The organism is Streptomyces sp. NPDC048417 (assembly GCF_040651615.1).
Lineage (GTDB): Bacteria > Actinomycetota > Actinomycetes > Streptomycetales > Streptomycetaceae > Streptomyces.
Map to the genome: position 1 here is coordinate 55,966 of NZ_JBEZKI010000011.1, position 21,256 is coordinate 77,221.

The following is a 21,256-nucleotide window of genomic DNA, read 5'->3' on the forward strand; positions in this document are numbered from 1 at the left end:
GGTCGGCGGTGCGGGCTACTTGAGGCCGGACGTCGACAGGCCGGCGACGAAGCCGCGCTGGGCGACGAGGAAGACCAGCAGGATCGGGACGACGTACATGACGGAGGCGGCGGCCTGGAGGTTGGTGATGGGGGTGCCCGCCGAGGAGACGTAGGTGGTCATCACCGCGACGGCGAGGGTGGAGCGGTCGGTGGACAGCAGGAGTTGCGGCGCGATGTAGTCGCCCCAGGTCCAGGTGAAGGCGATGACGAAGCTCGCGGAGAGCACCGGCCAGGACTGCGGCAGGAAGATCCGCCAGAACATCCCGCCGTATCCGCAGCCGTCGACGATCGCGGCCTCCTCCAGTTCGCGGGGCAGGCCCGCGAAGAACTGCCGGAAGAGAAAGACCAGGTAGGGGGCGGACGCCAGGCCCCACAGCACCCATGGCCAGTAGGTGTCGACCATGCCGAGCTTGGCGAAGATCAGGTAGGTCGGCAGCAGGGTGATCATCTGGGGCAGCATCATCGAGCCGATGAGGATGCCGAACAGGGTCTTCTTGCCGGGTGCGGTCAGCCGGGCGAAGCCGAAGCCGACCCAGGCGGAGCTGAGGGTGACGAGGGTCGCGTAGATCGTCGCGATGATCAGGGAGTTGCGGGCGTAGCCGAGGAAGTCGATGAGCCGGTAGGCGTCGGCGAAGTTGTGCCACTCGAAGTGGGCGGGCAGCCAGTGGACGGGGGCGGCGGCGAGTTCGGACGGGGCTTTCAGACCGGTGAGGACGAGCCAGCCGAACGGCCCGAGGAACAGTCCGGTGACGGCGACCAGGACCGTGTAGAGGACGAGCCGGCCGCCGCGTGTCCGCACCCGGGCCGCAGGCTTGGGGTTCAGGCTGGTGGCGGTCACTTCTTCGCCTCCGGGTCGACGTTGTAGAACACCACTCCGGACGTGAACCTGAAGATGAGTCCGGTCGCGATGAGGATCAGGACGAAGAGCACCCACAGCAGTGCGGAGGCGTATCCGTAGCGCCCGAGCGCGAAGTACTCGGAGAACACGTGGATCATGTACGTGTAGTTGGACTGCGGGATCGTGGTGAGACCACCGGTGGTGGACAGCGGGGCCAGCAGCATCGGCATGATGGTCTGCACCGAGGCGATCACGCCGGTCACCGTCTGGAAGAGCAGCACCGGCGACAGCAGCGGCACGGTGATGCTGCGGAAGGTCCGCCAGGCGCTCGCGCCGTCGATACGGGCCGCCTCGTGGAGTTCGCGAGGCACGTCCTGGAGCCCCGCCAACGAGATGATCATGATGTTGCCGGCGGCCCAGAGGACCGTCATGACGAGGACGTAGCGGGCGTAGGGGTCCGCCAGCCAGCCGATCGCGTCGAAGCCGAAGAAGGTCAGGACGCCGTTGGCGGCACCGGAGTTCTGGTCGAAGAGGTTCTTGAACGCGATGCCCGCGCCCACCGGCGGCACCACGGCCGGCAGATAGAGCAGGGTACGGAACAGTCCGCGCCCCTTGACCGGCCGGTTGACCAGCACGGCCAGCGCGAGCCCGGCGACGATCGACAGCGGCACCGACAGCGCCGCGAACAGACCCGCCCGGCCCAGCGCGTTCCAGGTGGCCGTGTCGCCCATCAGCTCGCGGTAGTTGCCGAGGCCGACGTAGTGCCAGTTCGGTGAGATGCCGTCGTACGTGGTGAAGCTCAGCCACAGCGCGTACGCCATGGGCGTGATGGTCAGCAGCGCGAACCCGATGATCCACGGCGAGGTGAACATGTAGAACGCGCGGTGCCTGCGCGCGGCCATCGAGGTCCGCGGACGCTCGGCCGCCCGGGCGCGCCCGGAGCGGGCGGCCGGACCCGGCCGGTCCGCGACCGAGGAGATCTGATCGACCGTCATCCGACCTGCTCCTTACCGCGCTCGAGCTGCTGGTTGATGACCGAGTTCAGACGTCCGGCGAGGGAGTCGACGGACATCTGGCCGTTCATCGCGGGCGTGGCGGCCGGGTTGAAGAGTGCCTCGAAGGCGTCTGGGGAGATGTACGGGGAGAGGGAGACCACCGAGAAGTGCCGGAGCTCGTTCTCCTGCGCCTTCAGGGTCCGCTTCTGGTACTCCTCCTTGGCCGGCATCAGCGGCCGGAGGGACTTCAGGGTGGGGATGCCCCAGCCGCTGGAGGCGCGGGCCTTGGCCGGTGCCTCGCCGAAGAACCACTCGAAGATCCGCCACGCGGCGTCCTTGTTCTTCGCCTTCCGTGGCATCCACAGTCCGGTACCGCCCTGGCAGGCGCTGATGCGCGGGCCGCCCGCGAAGACGGGGGCGGGGGCGAGCCGGGAGACCTGTGCCAGCTTCTTGTCCGTGCCGATCATGCCGCCCATCCAGTAGCCGGAGTTCGACATGGCGAGCCGACCGGCCTGGTAGGTCGGCCCGTCCCAGCCGTTGGGGTCGGGCAGGATCGGGCTGGGCCCCACCTTGAGCTTGCAGTAGTCGACGTACCAGGCCAGCGCCCTGCGGGCCTCGGGGGTGGTGAAGTCGACCCTGGAGAAGTCGTCGTCGAACAGACGGCCGCCGGCGGCGGCTGTCATCGTCGCCATCAGGGTGAGCTTGTACAGGCCGTTGTAGCTGCCGCCGAAGACGGTGGTCTGGCCCTTCGAACGCTGGGCGAGGCGCTGGGCGTCGTCCAGCCACTCGTCGAAGGTGACGGGCTCGCTCTCGGACGGGTAGGTGACGTTCTTCTTGTCGAAGGCGGCGGTGTCGAACCAGAACATGGAGTCCTGGGAGAAGTCCTTCGCCATGCCGTAGCGGGGCCCCTTGCCCTGCACCGTGCCGTCGTAGCGCCACAGGTCGTTGACCGGGTCGAGGTCGTCGGGCTCGAGGACGCGGCTCTTGGCGAAGTACGGATCCAGCTCCTGCATCACGTCCCGGGCCGCGAAGTACGCGGCGTCGGTCGCTCCGACGCCGCGCACCAGGTCCGGCGGGTTGCCGCTGGTGAGCATCGCGATCAGCTTGGTGATGTCGTAGTCGACCCGTTCGATGGTGATGCCGGTGTCGGTCTGGGCCTGCTTGACCAGGTCAGGTGTGATGTCGTCGGCCTTGACCATCATGGTGACGGACTCGCCCGAGCCGCCGGCCCCGGTGGACACCTGGAGCGCACAGCCGCCGAGCGATGCCGCACCGGCCGCGGCACCCGCCGCCGACAGGGCGAGAAAACGGCGCCTGCTGACCGGGGCTCGGGCATGCGTCTGCATGGACTACCCACTCTCTTCGCGGAGGTGACGGAGTGTCGGCTCGGTTTGGCAACCGGTTGCTATGAGCGGTGAGGGGAGCTTCAACCCGTACGAGAGCGTCGTCAAGGGGGGCGACGAACTTTCGAAAACCGTTCGGCGGCAACCGGTTGCCCTTGTGCACCGGTTGCTGCTCATGGACCGTTCGGTCGACCGCACATCGAAAGATTCCGGCTCATACCCCTTGCTGGGAGCGGGCGGGCCGTCCTACCGTCTCGTGGAAACCGGTTTCTAAGGCACTGCCGAGCCGCCGCCCTCCTCTCCGAGAGCGCCCACCTCCGAAGGAACACGGTCTGATGAACTCCACCAGGTTGGTCCGCGCCGCGATCGCGGGCCTCGCACTGACGGGTCTGCTCTCCGCCTGCGGCGGATCGGGCTCCGGCTCCGGCGGCTCCGACTCGGCCTCCGGCCCGGTCACGCTGCCCTTCTGGGGCTGGGCGAACGGCCAGGAGGCCGTGGTGAAGGCGTTCAACGCCTCCCACAAGGACGTCCAGCTGAAGTACACGAAGGTGACCGACCAGCTGACCATGCAGAAGCAGCTCACCAACGCGGTGAAGGCGGGCAACGCGCCCTGCCTGGTGCAGAACACCGCCGAGTACGTGACGAGCTGGGTCGCCCAGGGCGCCCTCGCCGACATCACGAAGTACGTCGACTCCGCCGAGAGCAAGTTCAACCCGGGCTCCTGGTCGGCCGCCCAGGTGCAGGGCAAGCTCTACGGCGTCCCCACCAGCTCCGCGCCGAACTTCACCGTCTACCGCACCGACATCTTCCAGAAGTACGGCCTCAAGGCCCCCACCACCTGGGACGAGTTCATCGCGGCCGGCAAGGTGCTGAAGAAGCACGGCATCAAGATCACCAACTATGCCGGCGAGGACCCCAGCACCCTCGAGGTGCTCGCCATGCAGGCCGGCGCCCACTGGTACGCGATCGACGGCGACTCCTGGAAGGTCGACTTCCAGGACGCGGGCACCCTGAAGGCCGCCGACGTGATCCAGCAGATCATCGACAACGACCTCGACTCCAAGCTGTCGTTCGCCGACTACGCGGCCGTACAGCGCAACTACGACAACGGCGGGACCGCGACCCGGCAGATCTCCACCTGGCAGATGGCCGGCATGGTGCAGAACTTCACCAAGTCCTTCGGCACATGGGCCCTCTCCCCCTGGCCCGCCTTCACCGGCGAGGCCGCGAAGACCCCGGCAGGCACCAACCTCACCGGCAGCGTCACCCTCGTCACCGAGCAGTGCGCACACCAACAGCAGGCCGCCGAGGCCGCGTTGTGGATGTCGACCGATCCGGGCGCGGTGAAGACGATGGCCAGCCCGACCACCGGCAACGGTGTGATGCCCGCGCTGGCCGACAGCAGCGCCTACGTCGACGAGGCGATCTCGCAGAAACTGCTCGGCTCGAACTACGCCCCGGCGAAGAAGGTCGTCACCGACAGCCTGGCCGACGTCACCACCGACTGGACCTTCGGCCCCGACTGGACGGCCATGTTCACCGAGTTGCAGAACGGCTGGGCGAAGGTGGTCAGCAAGCGGCAGAAGGTCACCGACCTCCTCGCCCACATGCAGGAGTGGACGGTGGGCGACCTGAAGTCCCGCGGCATCAGCGTCAAGGGCTGAGGCGGCACGGATGGTCCGTTCGCAGCGCTGGAAGGGCGCCGCCTTCACCCTGCCCTTCCAACTCGGTTTCGTCTTCCTCTACCTGGTCCCGATCGGGTACGCCGTCCACCAGTCGCTGTACCGCTCGCGGTCGTCCGGCCTCGGCCTCGGCGGCACCACGGACGAGTTCTCCGGCCTGGCCAACTACCGTCAGGGTCTGACGGATTCGGCGTTCCTCGACTCCGTGTTCCGCGTGCTCCTGTTCGCCTGCGTGCAGATCCCGGTGATGCTGCTGGTCAGCCTGCTCCTCGCGCTCTTCCTGGACGCGCTCGCGTCCCGGACGGCGGGGCGCTTCCGGGTGCTGCTGCTGGTGCCGTACATGATCCCCGGCGTGGTCGCGGCGATCGTCTGGATCAACCTCTACAGCCCGGACGTCGGCCCGCTCACCCCGCTGGGCAAGGCGTTCGGACTGTCCTGGAACTTCTTCGCGCCGTCGATGGTGTGGCCGTCCATCGGCAACCTGCTGACCTGGCACGGCATCGGCTACAACATGGTGATCATCTACGCGGCGCTGCAAGGCGTGCCCCGCGAACTCTTCGAGGCGGCCCGGCTGGACGGCGCCTCGGAGCGCCGCATCGCTCTCAGCATCAAAGTCCCCTACGTACGCGGGGCGTTGGTTCTCACCGGCATGCTGTCGATCATCCAGATGCTCCAGATCTTCAACGAGCCGGCCCTGTTCCGCAATGTCACGCCCCAGACGGTGAGCGACAGCTTCACGCCGATCATGGTGATCTACAACCAGGCGTTCAACGCGGGCAACTACCACTACGCGGCCGCCCTCTCGGTGCTGCTGGCCCTGATCCTCGGCGTCGCCTCCTTCCTCTTCTACCGGCTGACCGCGAAGGAGGCCGACTGATGGCACTCACCGAGGAGCGCACCCGCACGAACCCGGTCCGCCGCATGACCAGACCCGATCCGGCGTCCCGCTCCCGGGGCGGCCAGCGCTTCCTCCTCCTCGGCCTGATCCTGGCCGGCACCTACAGCCTCTTCCCGGTCTGGTGGCTGCTGGTCGCCGCGACCAAGGACCGCACCGCCCTCTACCAGAGCAACGGCCTCTGGTTCTCCGGCTGGCACCTGTGGGACAACCTGCACCAGCTGTTCACCTACGAGGACGGCATCTTCCTGCGCTGGACCGCCAACTCCTTCCTCTACGCGGGAGTCGGCTCGCTCGGCGGCACGCTCATCGCCCTCGCCACGGGCTACGGCCTGGCCCGCTTCCAGTTCCCGGGCCGGGGCCTGGTGTTCGCCTGCGTGGTCGGCTCCTTCCTGGTCCCCATCGCCCTGCTCACCCTCCCCCTCTACCTCCTCTTCTCGAAGATCGGCCTGGTGGACACACCCTGGTCGATGCTGATCCCCTGCCTGATCAACCCGTTCAGCGTCTACCTCGCCAAGGTCTACACGGAGGCGACGGTCCCCTTCGAACTCCTGGAGGCCGCCCGCATCGACGGAGCGGGCGAACTGCGCATCTTCTTCTCGATCGTCCTGCGCATGATGACGACAGGAGGGGCCACGGTCTTCCTCCTGGCCTTCGTCAACACCTGGAACGCCTTCTTCCTCCCCCTCACCATGCTGCGCGGCGAGGAGAACTGGACCCTGAACCTGGGCCTGTACAACTGGTCCGGCAAGCGGCTCGAATCCGGGGTGGACCTGACCGGCCTGGTCCTCACCGGCGCCCTGCTCTCCATCGTCCCGATGGCCGTCATGATGATCGCGATGCGCCGCTACTGGCGCACCGGCGTCACCCTGGGGGCCCTCAAGTGACCGTGCTCCACAACCCGGTGATCCGCGGCTTCGCCCCCGACCCGTCCCTGGTCCGGGCCAGCGACTGGTACTACCTGGCGACCAGTTCCTTCGAGTGGTTCCCGACGATCCCGATCCACCGCTCCCGCGACCTGGCCCACTGGGAGTACGCGGGCCATGTCGAGGGCGCGGCCCCCGGCAACTCCCTGGCCGGCGTCCCCGACTCGGGCGGCATCTGGGCCCCTTCGCTGAGCTGGGACGGGGAACACTTCTGGGTGGCGTACTCCATCGTCCGTTCGGTCGGCACCCCGTACTTCGACCTGGACACGTACGTCAGCACGGCCACGGAGGTGTCGGGCCCCTGGAGCCCCCCGCGCCGCGTCCCGAGCCATGGCTTCGACCCCGCGCTCCACCACGAGGCGGACCGCCTCTGGCTCCTCAACCTCCAGAACGACCACCGCCCGGGCGGCCGACGCTTCGCGGGCATCGTCGCCACGGAACTGGACCGGGACACGCTCACTGCCGTCGCTCCCACCCAACTCCTCCTCCAGCACGACCGGTTGATCGAGGGCCCGAAGCTGCTGAAGCGGGACGGCTGGTACCTGCTGGTACTGGCGGAGGGCGGGACCGGGTTCGAGCACGGGGTGCGGGTGGCCCGCAGCAGGAATCTCACCGGCCCGTACGAGCTGGACGAACGGCCACTGCTGACGGCACGGGACGACCCTGACTGGCCGTTGCAGAAGGCGGGGCATGCGGAGTTGGTGGAGACGCCGGAGGGTGAGTGGTACGTGAGCCACCTGACAGCACGCCCGCTGAAGACACCGCAAGGACCGAAGTGCCCTCTCGGCCGGGAGACGGCGATCCAGGCGGTGACATGGGACGCGGAGGGCTGGCCGAGACTCCGGCACGGGGATCACAAGCCTGCGGTCCTTGTCGATGTGCGTGATCTACAGCGCCCCGTCAGGGGCGCGGGGCTGTATTCGACATGCGGCTACCGCCGCGTGGGCGCGACCAGCCCCCACCCACCCGCACCCGGCGAACAACCCCGGTACACCCTCCGCTCCCCCGCAGACCCCTCCTGGCTCCAGCCCATCCCCCACGGCAACCGCCTCCGCGGCCACCACGGCCCCGACTCCCTCTGGTCCCACCACCTCCTGGCCCACCGCATCACCGAGCACCACGCCGAAGCCCAGGTCACCCTCCACGCGACCCCGTCCACCTTCACCCAGTCCGCCGGCCTGCTCCTCTGGTACAACACCTCGGCCTACTACGCCCTGGACCTCACCTGGTCGGAACCAGAGGGCGAAACCCAGCGCGGTCAGCAGTGGCGGCACACCGGCCGAACGGTCCTCGCCCTGACCGCACGGGACGAGAACGAAACCCACCGCGTATCCGAAAAGGAAGTCGAAGCGGCCACCCCACTCACCCTCGGCGTCACCGTCGACGGCGCCGACGCCCAGTTCTGGCACCTCACCGGCGACGCCCGCGCCCCCATCGGCCCACCCCTCGACTTCACCCGCCTCTCCGACGACCACGGCTCCCGTCTCCGTTTCACCGGCGCCACGGCCGCGATCCACGCCGTGGACCTCGTCGACGCCTCCTTCACCGCCGACTTCACCGATTTCCGACTCACCTGCACACCCGCCTGACCCGACCGCCCCTGTTCGAAGTTTCGAAAGCCCCGCCGCGGATGATCCCGCGAATTCCCAGGTCTTCACGCCGTGTTGGCGCGCACCTATCGTAGGAAGCGCTTACTGCACGGCTTGCACACAGACCGCGGAAGCGACGTCGGTCGCAACTTTCGTCACCTTCGTTGGCCCAAGGGCGGGCCGGAGAGGCGGTTCCCCATGGTTCGTGCCGGGGGTACGAGCGTGGCGGCGGCCGGTCCGACGCTGGCGGTGGTGGCCCGCGAAGCGGGCGTCTCCGTACCGACCGCGTCAAAGGTGGTCAACGGCCGTGACGACGTGGCCCCCGAGACCCGCCGCCGGGTCACCGAGGCCCTCGAACGGCTCGGCTACGTCCGCAGACCGCGGTTCGACGCGGCGAAGGCCCCCGCCCTGATCGACCTGGTCGTGCACGCGCTGGACAGCTCGTGGTCGGGCGCGGTGCTGCACGGGGTGGAGGAGGCGGCGTACGAGGCCGGTCTCGAGGTCGTGGTGTCGGCGGGGCTGACCAGGACGCGGGCCGGCCGCCCGGAGCGCGGCTGGCTGGACAAGCTCACCGCGCGCGGCTCCTCCGGGGTGCTGTTCAACCTGGCCGAGCTGACGCAGTCGCAGCACGCCTGGCTGGACCACCACCGCATCCCGTACGTGCTGATCGACCCTGTCCATGAACCCCCGGCGGGAGTCGTGTCGGTCGGGGCCGCGAACTGGCAGGGCGGGGTGTACGCGACCGAGCATCTGCTCTCGCTCGGCCATGAGCGGATCGCGGTGATCGCCGGCAACCGGCGCAGGATGTGCAGCGGCGCCCGGGTGGCCGGCTACCGTTCGGCGCTCGCCTCGGCCGGGCTGCGCCATCGCGGCGAGTACGTCCGGCACGCGAGCTTCGACGAGGGCACGGCCCGGCATCGTATGCACGAGCTGCTCGACCTGCCGGAGCCGCCGACCGCCGTGTTCGTCTGCTCGGACCGGATGGCGCTCGGGGTGTACACGGCGCTGGCCGAGCGCGGGCTGCGGGTGCCGGACGACATCAGCGTGGTCGGCTTCGACGATCTGCCCGAGGCCCGCTGGGGCACCCCGGCGCTGACCACGGTCCGCCAGCCGCTCGCGGAGATGGCGGCGACCGCGCTGCGGCTGCTGGTGCGGCTGATGCACGGGGATCGTCCGGAGGGCACCCGGACCGAGCTGTCGACACGGCTGGTGGAGCGGGCGAGCACGGCCGCCCCGCCTGCCCGTTCGGCCGCACGAGGGTGACCGGAGCCTCTTCAAGATCGTTTCCAGTGCATGAATCTCACCCTGCGTACCGCGGCGGCCTGTGCCCTGGCCGCAACCGCCGTGACCACGGTCCTGGGCAGCGCCCAGGCCACGACCCGCACCGTCGCCCCGGCCGCGCACCACGCCACGGTGGCCGCCCCGGCCGACGAGCACGCCCCGAAGGAGGACGTGGAGCTGGACGAGAACGGCCACCCGGACCTGAACGAGGACTGAGGCGGAGCGCCCCTCAGGGGCGCTGGGGGTACCCCCGGCCGAAGGCTGGGGGAGGAACTGCGCGACCGGCCACGACGGGCCCGCAGTTCCCCACCGGCCGGTCCGTCAGTCGTCGTCGTCCTCACGCGGCTCACCGAGCAACGCCTGGATCGCGTCCACGGCGCTGCCGTCGTGGTCGCTGCCGGCCGTACCCCTCCCGGCCTGGACGTTCGCCGTGCGGTCCACCTCCAGGATGGAGTCCGCGTTGGAGTTGTCGATCACGGTGATCAGACTCCCGGCCGCGTACGCGGGGACCGCGACCGCGCCGAGAAGCACCGCCGCGACCGCCACAGCCGCAGGCAACCGCGTCACACGCCCACGCCCTCGGGCTCGGGCTCGTCCAGCCGTTCCCGGGCGATGTTGCGTTCCAGCAGGGTGGTGGACGCCTTGACCCCTACGCCACCGGCCGCGTCCACCTCGGGCAGCCTGCCGTCCGCCGCCTTGAGCTCGCCGAGGGCGCTCTCCATGGCCTCGTGCGCGGCGAACAGACAGGGAGTGGAGTAGATGGCGACGTCGACACCGAGTTCGTCCAGTTCGGTGAGCGAGAGCCGGGGCGACTTGCCGCCGCCGATCTGGTTGAAGAGCAGCGGTTTGTCGCCGACGACCTTGCGGATGCGGCGGATCCACTCCTCACTGCGGACCCCGTCGACGAGGATCACGTCGGCGTCGGTGGCGGCCAGCCGCTCCGCGCGGTGCAGGATGTCGTGCTCGTCCGTGGCGTCCGTACGGGCCACGACGACCAGGTCCTGGCGGGTCGCCAGGACCTTCTCCAGCTTGTCCAGGTACTCCTCCAGGGGCAGTACCTGCTTGCCGTCGGCGTGCCCGCAGCGGCGGGGCCGCTTCTGGTCCTCCAGGATCACCCCGGAGGCGCCGATGCGTTCCAGCCCCTCCACGACGTGGCAGGCGACCTCGGGGTCGACGTAGCCGTCGTCGATGTCGACGAGGAGATGGTGGTGCGGGAACGCGCCCCGCAGCCGCTGGACGAAGGCCACCATGTCGGGCCAGGCGATGAATCCGATGTCCGGCAGCCCGTAGTACGACGCGGCGAAGCCGAAGCCGGAGACGAACATCCCGTCGTAGTGTTTGGCCGCGATCGATGCCGAGTACATGTCATACACGCCGATCAACGGGGTGGTCCCCGGCCCGGCGATCTGGTCGCGCAGCTTCTTCCCGTAAGTCAAGGTCCGGCTCCTCCTGTGGGTGGGTGGCGCGGCGGCTCGGCGGCCTCCGCGTCTCGACGCCCTTTGCCAAGACAAGAGCATGTCTAGATACGCACGTGACTATCTCCGTGCGCGAGCTTTACTCACTCCAATGGCGGATCGGGTTCACCGGAGAAACGTCACTGGCCGAGCCGGGCCACCCAGGCGAGACCCCCGTGGAGATGGGTCAGGAAGGCCGGATCCCGGTACGCCTCCCGGGCGTGCCCCAGTGCCGTGTAGAACACCCGTCCGGCCCCCTGCCGGCGGCACCAGGCCAGCGGATGGTCGTCCCCCATCGCCCCGCCGTCGTACGACGACTCGTCGGCGCGCAGCAGCACCCGTACCCGGCCGCGCGGGTTGTCCCGGAAGTCGTACCACTCGTCGGCGAAGTCCCAGGCGGCGGGCAGCTGCCGGGTCGCCGGATGGTCATGGTCCTCGACGAGCGCCCGGCCGGGCTGGTACTCCGGGTGGCGGTCGAAGCGGGCGCCGAGGAGTTCGCCGTAGTACGGCCAGTCGTACTCGGTGCAGGCCGCCGCGTGCACGCCTGCGAAGCCGCCGCCCGCCTCGACGTGGGCGGCCAGCCGGGCGCGGCCCGCCGGGGTCAGGATCTCGCCGCTGGTGGAGAGGAAGACGACGGCCGCGTACCCGTCCAGCGGCTCTTCGAGGGCGGCAGGGTCCTCGGTGGCGTCGACGTCGAAATCGGTGAACTCCCGTACGGCGGCGACGGCGTCGGGGATCGAGTCGTGGCGGTAGCCGGTGGTGCGAGTGTGGAGGAGCAGTCGAGGGGCCATGGCCGCATGGTCGCCCATGGCCGCCGACGGTTCAAAGGCCGGGCGTCGGCACGCTGTTGTCGGGGGCGCCGTCGCCGCCTGACGGCAGGTCGCCGCGCTGTACCGGCTGGTCGTCGGTGAAGGCCGGGTCGGGCGTGGGCAGCAGGGTGTCGAGTTCGCCGGCGGAGGGGCGGTGGATCGCGCGCACCGCCTTGCCCAGCACGGCGTCGGAGACGCCGCCCTCGCCTTCGAGCCACACCACGCAGTCCTTCTTCGTCACCTCGTACTTGTGCTGCCCGGCGTAGCGCGGGTGGTCGGTGTAGAGGTGGATGACGGCTCCGGTCTCGTCCGTGTACGCGGCGGAGAAGCCGTCGTCGCCCTGCACGCCGACGGACTGCTGGGCGAGGGTGAACCCCGGTGCGTCGGTGACATAGACCAGCTCCGGGTCCATGCCCAACGCCTTCGCCTTGGCGGCGAGTTCGGCCGGGTCGGCGGGCGAGATGGAGGCTCCGGGGGCCACCTTCTCGGTACCGCATCCGGTGAGCAGGGCGGCGGCGAGGAGCAGCGGCGGCAGGGCGCGCACGGCACGGATCATGCGCCCATCGTGCCGCACAGGCGTTCCATGGGCATCGGGTTTTCCGGCCGTCCCACCGCTCGTCCGTCCTTGCCGACCAGCAGAAGAAGAACCTGACGAAGCACTACCAGTCTCAGCCTCGATGAACGCCACCCCGCCCCTCCTCGACCACCTGGTGCCGGCGACCCCGACCTCCCCGCCGAGGTCCGCCCCCGCTGAGGGCCCGGGCACGGACCTGCCCCTGGCCGCCCCTGGCCGAGGGGCCGGTGGCGTTCTCCTTCACCGTCGGCACCCCGCGGGGAGCCGTGGCCTTCTCCTGAGTGTCCGATTCCTTCAAGACCGGCGCCCGGCCCTCCGCCTACGGTGACGCCATGACTCCACGATTCGCCGTGATCGGTCTGGTCGCCTCCGACCTGACCGCGTCCCTCGCCTTCTACCGTCGCCTGGGTCTGGACTTCCCGCCCGGCGCCGAGGAACAGCCCCATGTCGAGGCCGAGTTGCCCGGCGGGCTCACCCTCGCCCTGGACACCGAGGAGACGGTCCGCTCCTTCCACCCGGCCTGGCGCCCGCCGGCCGGCGGCGGCCGGGTGGGGCTCGCCTTCCGCTGCGGGTCGCCCGCCGAGGTGGACGCGGTCTACGAGGACCTGGTGGGTGCCGGGTACCACGGCGAGCTCAAGCCGTGGGACGCCTTCTGGGGCCAGCGGTACGCCACCGTGCACGACCCCGACGGCAACGGCGTCGACCTGTTCGCCCCGCTACCCGAGTAGCCCGGTCACCGGCAGCCCGGCCAACTCCCGCACCTCACGAGAGAGATGGGGCTGATCCGCGTAGCCCGCCCGAACGGCCGTCTCGGCCAGCGGCACCCCGCCCCGGGCGAGCGAGAGGGCCCGCTGCATCCGGAGCACCCGGGCGAGCGTCTTGGGCCCGTAGCCGAACGCGGCGCGACTGCGCCGGTGCAGCTGGCGGGCGCCGAGGCCCAGTTCGTCGGCGGTGGCCGCCACCGGGTGTCCCGCGTCCAGCGCTTCGACCAGCCGCCGCAGGGACCGGTCGGGCGGGACGGCCCGCTCCAGGGCGATCTGCTCCAGCGCGGCGACGGGATCATCGGCGGCTCCGACCCGGGCGCGCAGCCGCCGTACGACTGCGGCCGGCCAGAGGTCGCTCAGTTCCACACGCCGGTCGAGCAGTTCGTACGCCGGTACGCCGAGGACGGCGGGCGCGGTACCGGGGTAGAAACGGAGGCCGACCCACACGCCTTGGGCACCGTCGGTGACGTACGCGCGCGTATCGGGCCCGGCGACCAGCAGCCGCCCCTCGTGCCAGAGCAGATCCATACACCCGTCGGGCAACACGCGCCCGGCGCCGCCCCCGTCCGGCCTGTTCACCCAGACGACCGCACCGGAGAGCCGAGACGCCCGCTCCTCGTACACATACGCCAGCGTAGACGCGCCCCGTCAGGGACGCGGGCCTGGTGCGACACACCGCCCCGATCGCGCCCCCTCAGGGACGCGGGCCTGGTGCGACACACCGCCCCGATCGCGCCCCCTCAGGGACGCGGGTCTGGTGCGACACACCGCCCCGATCGCGCCCCGTCAGAGACGCGGGCCTGTGCGCGACACGCAGCCCCGATCGCGCCCCGTCAGAGACGCGGGCCTGTGCGCGACACGCAGCCCCGACCTCGCCCCGTCAGGGACGCGCGGGCCTGCCTGAGACACGCCGGCCAGATCGCGCCCCTTCAGGGGCGCGGGGAACTGCGCGATCAGTCACAGCCAACCCGCACCCCGCCCGCGACGCGCACCCCCCGGCACCTCGCCCGCGACGCGCACCCCCCGGCACCCCGCCCGCGACGCGCACCCCCACAACGAACCCGGCCTCGCCCCCGGCCCTCACGCCTCCGGCTTGTGCGGCGGATGGCTGCTCTTCACATGGGTGCGCAGCCGGGCCGTGACGTCCTCCGGCGGCAGGAACCGGGACCAGCGTTCCGGGAACTCGGACGGCATGTCCGGATCGTCGGGGTCGACTTCCCGCGCCGCGGCCGCGCGGGCGACGTACTCGGCGACCTGGACCTCCCGCAGCCGTTCGTTGGCGGCGCGCGCCGCGGCCGTGGCGGCGGCCGGCCAGACCCGGTCGATGGCGGCGTTCACGGCGGCGCCGACCAGCACGGCGAAGGCCGCCACACCGATCCACAGCAGCACGGCGACGGACGCGGCCAGGGAGCCGTAGATCGTCGCGCCCTCGATGGTGTTGGTCAGGTAGATGCGCAGCAGGAAGCTGCCGAGGACCCACATGGCCAGGGCGACCAGGGCGCCCGGCACGTCCTCGATCCACGGGGAGCGCACCGGCACGGAGACGTGGTACAGCGTGGTCAGGAAGACGATGGACAGGACGATCACGACCGGCCAGTACAGGACCTGTACGAGCGTCTCCGACCAGGGCACGATCCCGACCACCGCGTCCGGCCCGGCCACCATCAGCGGCAACGCCACCGAGCCGATCAGCAGGGCCGCGATGAAGAGCAGGAAGGACACGATCCGGGTCTTCACGATGCCCCGGACGCCGTCGAGGCCGTACATCACGGTGATCGTGTCGATGAAGACGTTCACCGCGCGGGAGCCCGACCACAGGGCGAACAGGAAGCCGATGGAGATCACATCGGGACGGCCGCCCCGCACCACGTCGTGCAGGATCGGCTCCGCGATCTCCTTCACACCCTTGTCGGACAGGACCGTGCGGGAGGCGTCCAGGAGGTTGGTCTCCAGGCTGGCGATGGTGTGTGCGCCGGTCCAGTCGTCGACGTAGCCGAGCAGTCCGATGAGGCTGAGCAGCAGCGGCGGCACGGACAGCAGGGTGAAGAAGGCGGCCTCGGCGGCGAGGCCGAGGATGCGGTACTCCATGCAGGAATTGACGGTGTCCTTGATCAGCAGCCAGGCCGTCCTGCGCTTGGAGACGTTCCGGTAGAGGGCTCTGGCCCGGTGGAGCCGGCCGGAGGGCCGCTCGGGGGTATCGCTTGCTGGCTGCACGCCCTAACGGTATCCGCCGTCCGGGGCGGTGCTCATCTTCCGGGGGCCCGAAGCGACCTTCCGGAACCCGGCGGGACCTCGCGGCGCCACCGGGGTACCGCCGTGCAAGGCTGGAGACCACCGCCGTCGCCCCGGGTAGGTTCGCAGACATGGCAGGCACCACCACTCATTCCGTGACCAACCAGCCGCCCCCGCTGGTCGGATACGACCTCTTCGCCGCCGACCGCGCCCTCGTCGAGGCCGTGGCCCGGCACACCGCCCCGGAGCTGCTGGACGAGGTGCGCGCCGAGCTGTCGTCGATCGGCGTCTCGGCCGGTTCGGCGCAGGTGCAGGAGTGGGGGATGCAGGCCAACGAGCACCCGCCGCGGCTGCGCACCCACGACCGCTACGGCCACCGGGTCGACGAGGTCGAGTTCCATCCCGCCTGGCACCGGCTGCTCGGCAAGGGCGTGGGCGCGGGCCTGACCACCGGCTGGGTACGGCCGTCCGGGCACGTCCGGCGGGCGGCCGCGTTCCTGGTCTGGACCCAGGCCGAGGCCGGCAACTGCTGCCCGCTGTCGATGACGAACGCGGCGGTGCCCGCACTGCGCGCCGACCCGGAGCTGGCCGCCGTGTGGGAGCCGCTGCTGACGTCCGTGATCTACGACCGTGAGCTGCGGCCCGCCGCGCAGAAGGCCGGCGCCCTCTTCGGCATGGGCATGACGGAGAAGCAGGGCGGCAGCGACGTACGCGCGAACACGACCGGCGCCGTCCCGCTCGCCGAGTCCGGGACGTACACACTCACCGGACACAAGTGGTTCTGCTCGGCTCCGATGTCGGACTGCTTCCTGGTGCTGGGCCAGGCACCGGACGGACTGACCTGCTTCCTCGTACCGCGCGTCCTGGCGGACGGCACCCGCAACGTCTTCCTTCTCCAGCGCCTCAAGGACAAGCTCGGCAACCGGTCGAACGCGTCGGGCGAGGTCGAGTTCGACGGCACCTGGGCGCGGCGCGTGGGCGAGGAGGGTCGCGGGGTGCGGACCATCATCGAGATGGTCGCCGCGACCCGGCTCGACTGCGTGCTGGGCTCGGCGGGGCTGATGCGGCAGGCGGTGGCACAGGCCGTGCACCACTGCACGCACCGCGAGGCGTTCGGCGGAAAGCTGTCCGACAAGCCGCTGATGCGCAACGTCCTGGCCGACCTCGCGATCGAGTCGGAGGCCGCGACGACGCTCGCGCTCCGGCTGGCCGCCGCCTACGACGACGGGAGCGAGTCCGAACGGGCCCTGCTGCGGCTGGCGTTGCCGGCCGCCAAGTACTGGGTGACCAAGCGCTGCGCGCCGGTCACCGTGGAGGCCGCCGAGTGCCTGGGCGGCAACGGCTACGTGGAGGAGTCGGGGCTGCCCAGGCTGGTGCGCGAGTCACCGCTGAACTCGGTCTGGGAGGGCGCGGGGAACGTCCAGGCACTGGACGTCCTGCGGGCGTTGCAACGCGAGCCGGCGGCGCTGGACGCCTACCTCCAGGAGATCGGCCGCGCCCACGGCGCCGACCACCGCCTGGACCGCGCGGTCAAGGACCTCTTCTCCGAACTGGCCGACCTGGAGGGCATGGAGGCCCGGGCCAGGCGCCTCGTGGAACGCCTGGCGACGGTCCTCCAGGGTTCCCTGCTGGTCCGCTTCGCGCCCCCGGAGGTGGCCGACGCCTTCTGCGCGTCAAGACTGGGCAACGACTGGGGTTCATCCTTCGGTACCTTGCCGAAGGGCCTGGACCTGGACGCCGTGGTGGATCGGGCAAGGGTGCGCATCCCCGCCTGAGAGGCCCGTGGAACTGCGCGCTCGACCACCGACCGCCGTCGGCCGCCGGCGGACCCCGAGCCGCGCCCTCTGCCGCGTTCGGCCCGCCGCCGGAGCACGGGGGTGGTGCTGCGCCGACACGGCACCACCCCCGTTTCCTGGGCCCATGTCAGGCCACCGACGCCGGAGCGTCGGCTCAATTTTCGGCCACCCCCGGTCCATTCACCAGGGTTGCAAGGGGTTGCAACATATCTGTGTCTGTGGGCGGACTGTGTTCTTCAGGCACTGGAAAACGGCAGTATGAGACGCGCAGTCGGTCCGGAAACCGCCGCCCGGACGGCTTGACAAGACTCTTCCATGCCTTTTTGCGAGGACTGTCCGGGAGGACCTCAGTGGGGAACCCGCCGATGGACGTGGCGCGACTCGCCGCGGTGGACGCGGCGCAGGCGGCGCGGTTACTGAGCGAGCTGCGCGAGGCCAGACTCGCCGGACAGCGTGGGCGGATCGCGCCCCGGCCGGTGATCGAGCAGTCCTGGGGGCGGATGCTGCGCAGCGGCGTCGACCCCGACCACGACTTCCGTTCGGGACTGCTGTCCGCCGACGAAGTCCGGCGCAGACGCGAGGAGTCACCGCTCAGGGATCTACTGCCGGTGTTGCGGGAGGGGTTGCTTTCGGTCGCGGACGTCGCCCAGCACATCATGGTGGTGGCCGACGCCGACGGCCGGGTGCTGTGGCGCGAGGGATCCTCGCCGGTACTGCGCAAGGCGGACGGGCTGGGCTTCGAGCTCGGCGCCGACTGGCGCGAAGACGTCGTCGGCACCAACGGGGTGGGCACCCCGGCGGTGGTGCGCCGCCCCGTGCAGGTGTTCGCCGCCGAGCACTTCGTCCGCTCGCACGCCTCGTGGACCTGTTCCGGCGCCCCCATCACCGACCCCCGGGACGGCAGGCTGCTCGGCGTGGTGGACGTCAGCGGTCCGCTGGAGACCATGCATCCGGCCACCCTGGCCTGGGTGAACTCGGTGGCGAAGCTCGCCGAGGCACGCCTGCGGGAGGTGCATCTGAACGCGCTGGAGCGGCTGCGTGCGGTCGCGGCGCCGCTGCTGGCCCAGCTGGGCGGGCGGGCGCTGGTGGTGGACGCCGACGGCTGGACGGCGGCGGTCACCGGCATGCCGTATCCACAGCGGCTCGCGCTGCCCAAGCCCCTTGCGCCGGGCCGCCGCTGGCTGCCGGCGCTCGGGCTGTGCTCGGTGGAGCCGCTGGCCGGGGGCTGGCTGCTGCGGGCGGCGGACGATCCGGCACCGACGGGCGGCGGGCGGCTGGTGCTCGACCTGGCCCAGCCGCGCCGGCCCTCGGTGACGGTGGGCGGCGGCACCTGCTCCTGGTCCCGGGAACTGAGCCCCCGGCACGCCGAGTTGCTGTATCTGCTGGCGGTACGACGTGCCGGGCGGAGCGCGGCCGGGCTGGCCGAGGACGTCTTCGGGGACGCCTCACGGACGGTGACCGTGCGCGCCGAGATGTCCAGGATCCGGCGCTATCTGGGGGCGCTGCTCGAACACCGGCCCTATCGCTTCCGGGAGGACGCGGAGATCGAGGTGCTGCTCCCGGCCGACCCGCACGACCTGCTGCCCTGTTCGACCGCCCCGGCGGTGGCGGCGGGCAGAGGGCCTGAACTGCGGTCCAGCTGAGAGTCCGCAGGGCCCGCGTGAAGCCCCGTACTCTGAGGCTCATTCAACGCATCAGGGGCATAAGGCGACGTATCTTCCGCATATTTGCGGGGTCTTCGCGGTACGGCCGCCTCGACTGCCGTAGCATCCCGGTGCGGGCATCCCCACCTGCTCCTCGGTCAACGTACGGACCATGGGGCGCAGTTGGCCCGCCTCGGGAGGAGACATGAAGCATCGCGGCAGACACCGGCGACGCAGGCGGGGCGCGGCACTGCGCGCCGCCCTGGCCGGGGCCGCGCTGGCGCTCACCGCGACCGCCACGATCGTCAGCGCCTCGCAGGCCACGGTCGCCGAGAACCCGGGCGCACTGAAGCCGCTGACCTCCGCCTCCGACACCGCGCCGCTCCAGCTTCAGGAACACCTCGTGCCGCGCCGCTCGCTGGACCGGCTCGCCTCGGCGATGGGCGGGACCGTCGGGGTCGCCGACGTCCTGGCGGACGCCGACCACAGCCTGCGTGAGGCTGCCGACTGCGACTCCGACGACCGGGACTCGCTGCCGGCCACCCCGGCGGCCACCGAGGCGTACTGCTGGGACCCCACCGACACCCTCACCGACGACTGGCGGCCGGCCTCGGTGACCACCTCCTCCGACGCGGACGACGACGGCCTGTGGGGCGCCAACCGGGTCGTCCTGGCCGGCTGGACGCACAGCACCTCCAGCGGCCCCGCCGCCTCCCGGGGCCTGGCCAGGGTCGCGGTCGTGAACGAGAACGACCCGGCGCAACCCTCCTACTCCTGGGTCCTGCTGACCGTGCCCAGCGCCGACGGCCGTACCTACCGGGGTCTGACCTCGGAGATCTCCGGCATGGTCTGGTACGAGGACAAGCTGCTGGTCACCACCACCCCGGGCAGCGCCGAAGCGCTCTACGTCTACGACCTCAACCGCATCCAGCGCACCTCGGTACTGACCGACGCGGTCGGCCGGGTGCCCGGCGGCTGGTCGGCCGACGGCTTCCGGTACGTGATGCCCGCCGTGGGCTCGTACCGGTTCACCGCGGGAGCCTGCTCCGAGACCGGCGCGCCCTGTCCGAGCGCGCTCTCCGTGGACCGCGGGACGGCCCCGGACAGCCTGGTCCTCGGCGAGTGGACAGCCGCCGGCAGCGATCAGCGGGCCCGGCTGTGGCGGTACGCGTTCGACGAGAACCCGAAGCACGACGGATCGCTCGCCACCGACGCCGCCGGCCGGGCGGACGCGGTCGAGGCGTACCGGACCGGGGCCTCCGAGATCCGGGGCGTCCTGTCGTACCGGCCGCCGGGCGCGACCGCCGCCGAGTGGTACGTCGGCCATCTCCCCGGCGCCATGGACGGGCACGGCAGCCTGTGGCGGCAGGACACCGAGGGCGCACAGGCGGCCCGCTGCGGCTCGGACGCCTCGCACCGCTGCTGGGGCGAGAGCACCGGCTCGCTCTCCTACGCCCCCGACACGGGCGAGGTGTGGTCGGTCACGGACCGCATGCTGTTCTCGGTGCCGCTGCGCTCGATCGACGCGTCACTGGGATAACGGCTGTCGACACGTCCGGGGCCGGGATGATTGCCTGGCCCCATGAGCAGCATCGTCGTGACCACTTGGTACCTGGAGCAGACGTCCCCGGCCGACCTACTCCCCGCCGCCGCCCCTGACGGTGACACGGTCAGGATCGTCCGCGCCGAGGTTCCCTCGCCCGAGTTCAGCCGCTTCCTGTACGCCTCGGTCGGCGGCGACATCACCTGGACCGACCGGCTGAGCTGGAGCTACGCCCGGTGGCAGCAGTATCTGGAACGGCCGGGTACGGAGACCTGGGTGGCCTACGACCGGGGAACCCCGGCGGGCTACATCGAGCTCGCCCCGGAGGACGACGGGGCCGTGGAGATCTCCTACTTCGGCCTGGTCCCGGCGTTCCGGGGCCGCCGCATCGGCGGTCACCTGCTCTCCTGCGGCGCCGCGCGCGCCTGGGACCTCGCGGAGCGGTGGGACGGACGGCCGCCGACGAAGCGGGTGTGGGTGCACACGTGCAGTCTGGACGGCGAGCACGCGATGGCGAACTATCAGCGGCGGGGGTTCCAGCTCTACGACACGAAGGCCGAGGAAGAACCGGCCGCCCCGGCGCCGGGACCCTGGCCGGGAGCACACACCGAGGCGTGACCCACGCCACCCTGTCTCAGTATTCAGAATAGATCCGTCCGAATTGCGGACGATGGTGGACTGCCCCGAGATCCGCGTGACACGCTTCCGTCATGTCTGGAACTGGAATCGCCTTGGTGAGTCGGCGGCACGTCGACCTCGGCCGCATGTCCAGCGCCATCTGTCCGGCGGGCTGAGAGCACAGCACCGCCGCACTCTCCTGTCCAGACCTTCCCTTGCGCAGTGTCGCGCAG

At 70.7% G+C, this 21,256-nt stretch carries 21 protein-coding genes; 12 read left to right on the plus strand and 9 right to left on the minus strand.

Translation table 11 applies throughout. The features are described from left to right. Window positions 1–15 precede the first annotated feature (15 nt). From AB0D59_RS18725 to AB0D59_RS18735, 3 genes are read right to left on the minus strand one after another with little or no spacing between them, the layout of a single operon-like run. Window positions 16–879: a carbohydrate ABC transporter permease gene (locus tag AB0D59_RS18725; RefSeq protein WP_362566107.1), complete on the minus strand. Its 864-nt coding sequence runs from the start codon at window positions 877–879 to the stop codon at window positions 16–18. Next, window positions 876–1,874 (minus strand): sugar ABC transporter permease, encoded by a 999-nt coding sequence (locus AB0D59_RS18730; protein ID WP_362566110.1) that lies wholly within the window; start codon window positions 1,872–1,874, stop codon window positions 876–878. The genes AB0D59_RS18725 and AB0D59_RS18730 overlap by 4 nt, the downstream gene beginning before the upstream one ends. Beyond that, complete coding sequence (locus tag AB0D59_RS18735; protein ID WP_362566112.1) at window positions 1,871–3,220, minus strand: extracellular solute-binding protein; 1,350 nt, start codon at window positions 3,218–3,220, stop codon at window positions 1,871–1,873. The genes AB0D59_RS18730 and AB0D59_RS18735 overlap by 4 nt, the downstream gene beginning before the upstream one ends. A gap of 332 nt (window positions 3,221–3,552) precedes the next feature. On the opposite strand from AB0D59_RS18735, the gene AB0D59_RS18740 reads away from it, so the two are divergent. The 6 genes from AB0D59_RS18740 (at window position 3,553) to AB0D59_RS18765 (ending at window position 9,806) form a co-directional block, all read left to right on the plus strand. After that, complete coding sequence (locus tag AB0D59_RS18740) at window positions 3,553–4,881, plus strand: extracellular solute-binding protein (RefSeq protein WP_362566114.1); 1,329 nt, start codon at window positions 3,553–3,555, stop codon at window positions 4,879–4,881. Between the two features lie 10 nt (window positions 4,882–4,891). After that, entirely contained in the window at window positions 4,892–5,776 is an 885-nt protein-coding gene (locus AB0D59_RS18745) for a sugar ABC transporter permease (RefSeq protein ID WP_351697339.1), read from the plus strand. After that, a complete protein-coding gene (locus AB0D59_RS18750; protein WP_362566116.1) occupies window positions 5,776–6,681 on the plus strand; it encodes a carbohydrate ABC transporter permease in 906 nt (301 codons plus the stop codon). The genes AB0D59_RS18745 and AB0D59_RS18750 overlap by 1 nt, the downstream gene beginning before the upstream one ends. After that, a complete protein-coding gene (locus AB0D59_RS18755) occupies window positions 6,678–8,309 on the plus strand; it encodes a family 43 glycosylhydrolase (protein WP_362566119.1) in 1,632 nt (543 codons plus the stop codon). The genes AB0D59_RS18750 and AB0D59_RS18755 overlap by 4 nt, the downstream gene beginning before the upstream one ends. A 198-nt stretch (window positions 8,310–8,507) precedes the next feature. Then, entirely contained in the window at window positions 8,508–9,572 is a 1,065-nt protein-coding gene (locus AB0D59_RS18760; RefSeq protein ID WP_362566121.1) for a substrate-binding domain-containing protein, read from the plus strand. Between the two features lie 30 nt (window positions 9,573–9,602). Then, entirely contained in the window at window positions 9,603–9,806 is a 204-nt protein-coding gene (locus tag AB0D59_RS18765; protein ID WP_362566123.1) for a hypothetical protein, read from the plus strand. Window positions 9,807–9,911: 105 nt separating this feature from the next. Here the strand turns inward: AB0D59_RS18765 and AB0D59_RS18770 are convergent, their stop codons facing one another. The 4 genes from AB0D59_RS18770 to AB0D59_RS18785 all read right to left on the minus strand — a co-directional run bounded on the left by AB0D59_RS18770 (window position 9,912) and on the right by AB0D59_RS18785 (window position 12,409). Further along, window positions 9,912–10,157 carry a hypothetical protein gene (locus tag AB0D59_RS18770; RefSeq protein WP_362566126.1) on the minus strand — a complete coding sequence of 82 codons (246 nt, stop codon included), beginning with the start codon at window positions 10,155–10,157 and terminating at the stop codon, window positions 9,912–9,914. Then, on the minus strand, window positions 10,154–11,026 hold the full coding sequence (locus AB0D59_RS18775) for an isocitrate lyase/PEP mutase family protein (RefSeq protein WP_362566129.1): 873 nt from the start codon (window positions 11,024–11,026) through the stop codon (window positions 10,154–10,156). Before AB0D59_RS18775 ends, AB0D59_RS18770 begins: the two co-directional genes overlap by 4 nt. Before the next feature lie 158 nt (window positions 11,027–11,184). Beyond that, window positions 11,185–11,835 carry a ThuA domain-containing protein gene (locus AB0D59_RS18780; RefSeq protein ID WP_362566131.1) on the minus strand — a complete coding sequence of 217 codons (651 nt, stop codon included), beginning with the start codon at window positions 11,833–11,835 and terminating at the stop codon, window positions 11,185–11,187. A 31-nt stretch (window positions 11,836–11,866) separates the two neighbouring features. Then, entirely contained in the window at window positions 11,867–12,409 is a 543-nt protein-coding gene (locus tag AB0D59_RS18785; RefSeq protein ID WP_362566134.1) for a membrane lipoprotein, read from the minus strand. Window positions 12,410–12,759: 350 nt separating this feature from the next. Between AB0D59_RS18785 and AB0D59_RS18790 the strand changes: the two genes are divergently transcribed. Beyond that, window positions 12,760–13,155, plus strand: a complete 396-nt coding sequence (locus AB0D59_RS18790; RefSeq protein ID WP_362566137.1) for a VOC family protein — start codon at window positions 12,760–12,762, stop codon at window positions 13,153–13,155. Here AB0D59_RS18790 and AB0D59_RS18795 read toward each other — a convergent pair. Further along, window positions 13,144–13,815: a helix-turn-helix transcriptional regulator gene (locus AB0D59_RS18795; RefSeq protein ID WP_362566140.1), complete on the minus strand. Its 672-nt coding sequence runs from the start codon at window positions 13,813–13,815 to the stop codon at window positions 13,144–13,146. The genes AB0D59_RS18790 and AB0D59_RS18795 overlap by 12 nt on opposite strands. 456 nt (window positions 13,816–14,271) lie before the next feature. Then, window positions 14,272–15,405, minus strand: a complete 1,134-nt coding sequence (locus tag AB0D59_RS18800) for a YihY/virulence factor BrkB family protein (RefSeq protein ID WP_362566142.1) — start codon at window positions 15,403–15,405, stop codon at window positions 14,272–14,274. A 149-nt stretch (window positions 15,406–15,554) separates the two neighbouring features. Here AB0D59_RS18800 and AB0D59_RS18805 point away from each other — a divergent pair, with 149 nt between their 5' ends. The 5 genes from AB0D59_RS18805 to AB0D59_RS18825 all read left to right on the plus strand — a co-directional run bounded on the left by AB0D59_RS18805 (window position 15,555) and on the right by AB0D59_RS18825 (window position 21,199). Then, window positions 15,555–17,198: an acyl-CoA dehydrogenase family protein gene (locus tag AB0D59_RS18805; protein WP_362566145.1), complete on the plus strand. Its 1,644-nt coding sequence runs from the start codon at window positions 15,555–15,557 to the stop codon at window positions 17,196–17,198. A 386-nt stretch (window positions 17,199–17,584) separates the two neighbouring features. Continuing rightward, window positions 17,585–18,862 (plus strand): GAF domain-containing protein, encoded by a 1,278-nt coding sequence (locus AB0D59_RS18810; RefSeq protein WP_362566146.1) that lies wholly within the window; start codon window positions 17,585–17,587, stop codon window positions 18,860–18,862. A 205-nt stretch (window positions 18,863–19,067) separates the two neighbouring features. Then, window positions 19,068–20,402 (plus strand): hypothetical protein, encoded by a 1,335-nt coding sequence (locus tag AB0D59_RS18815; protein WP_362566148.1) that lies wholly within the window; start codon window positions 19,068–19,070, stop codon window positions 20,400–20,402. 42 nt (window positions 20,403–20,444) lie between these two features. After that, window positions 20,445–21,023 (plus strand): GNAT family N-acetyltransferase, encoded by a 579-nt coding sequence (locus AB0D59_RS18820; protein ID WP_362566150.1) that lies wholly within the window; start codon window positions 20,445–20,447, stop codon window positions 21,021–21,023. A gap of 92 nt (window positions 21,024–21,115) precedes the next feature. Further along, window positions 21,116–21,199, plus strand: a complete 84-nt coding sequence (locus AB0D59_RS18825; protein ID WP_309500612.1) for a putative leader peptide — start codon at window positions 21,116–21,118, stop codon at window positions 21,197–21,199. Window positions 21,200–21,256 lie beyond the last annotated feature (57 nt).